Here is a 1,351-nt window from a genome sequence, read left to right as displayed (position 1 = left end):
GCGCGACCACGTCGCGCGGGCCGTCTGCCTTCTCGTCGCGACCCGTCCCGTCACGGCACCTGGACGGCGCGCCCGACCCGGCGCGCCCTCGTGGGAGGATCCCCCTCATGCTCCGTTGGTTGACGTCCGGCGAGTCGCACGGTCCCGCGCTCGTCGGCATCCTCGACGGCCTCCCGGCCGGCGTCCAGGTCCGCACCTCCGACATCCAGGCCGCGCTCGCGCGGCGCCGGCTCGGCTACGGCCGCGGCGCGCGCATGAAGTTCGAGCAGGACGAGGTGCGCCTGCTCGGCGGCGTGCGCCACGGCCTGACGCAGGGCGGCCCGATCGCGATCGAGATCGGCAACACCGAGTGGCCCAAGTGGGTCGACGTGATGGCCGCCGACCCGGTGAACGACCCGGCGCTGCTGAACCGGGCGCGCAACGCGCCGCTCACGCGGCCGCGGCCCGGCCACGCGGACCTCGTCGGCATGCGCAAGTACGGGTTCGACGACGCCCGGCCCGTCCTCGAGCGCGCGAGCGCCCGCGAGACGGCCACGCGCGTCGCGCTCGGCACGGTCGCCGCGCACTTCCTCGAGCAGGCCGCCGGCGTGCGTCTCGTGTCGCACGTCGTGGGCATCGGCCCGGTCGCCGTGCCGGACGACGCGCCGCTGCCGACGCCGGACGACGTCGCCGCGCTGGACGCCGACCCCGTGCGCTGCTTCCACGCGGAGACGTCGGCGGCGATGGTCGCCGAGATCGACGAGTGCCACAAGGACGGCGACACGCTCGGCGGCGTCGTCGAGGTGCTCGTGCACGGGCTCCCGTCCGGCATCGGCACGTACGTGCACGGCGACCGCCGCCTCGACGCACGCCTCGCGGCGGCGCTCATGGGCATCCAGGCGATCAAGGGCGTCGAGGTCGGTGACGGCTTCCGCACGGCGGCCCGCCGCGGCTCGCAGGCGCACGACGAGATCGAGCGCGACGCGTCCGGGCGGATCGTGCGCCGCACCAACCGTGCGGGCGGCATCGAGGGCGGCATGTCGAACGGCGAGGTCGTGCGAGTGCGCGCCGCGATGAAGCCGATCTCGACCGTCCCGCGGGCCCTCGACACGGTGGACACGGCCACCGGCGAGGCGGCCAAGGCGCAGCACCAGCGCTCCGACGTGTGCGCGGTGCCGCCGGCGGCGGTCGTCGCCGAGGCGATGGTCGCGCTCGTCGTCGCCCAGACGCTGCTCGAGAAGTCGGGCGGCGACTCGGTGGCCGAGGTGCGGCGCAACCTCGACGCGTACCTCGCGGCGGTACCCGAGCTGCTGCGCTGACGGCGTCCACCGGGCGGCGGTCGGGGACGCCCCGACCGCTGTCTCTTATACAC

Annotated in this window: 1 protein-coding gene; it reads left to right on the top strand. The window is 75.6% G+C overall.

All coding sequences use genetic code 11. The features are described from left to right. Positions 1-107: 107 nt before the first annotated feature. Positions 108-1,298 carry a chorismate synthase gene (gene aroC / locus ACFUMH_RS19085; protein ID WP_378209218.1) on the top strand — a complete coding sequence of 397 codons (1,191 nt, stop codon included), beginning with the start codon at positions 108-110 and terminating at the stop codon, positions 1,296-1,298. Positions 1,299-1,351: the final 53 nt, after the last annotated feature.

The sequence above is a fragment of the Cellulomonas sp. NPDC057328 genome, from assembly GCF_042667215.1.
Lineage (GTDB): Bacteria > Actinomycetota > Actinomycetes > Actinomycetales > Cellulomonadaceae > Cellulomonas.
The sequence above is the reverse complement of the archived record's forward strand: the minus strand, read 5'-3'. Positions and strand labels throughout refer to the sequence as shown.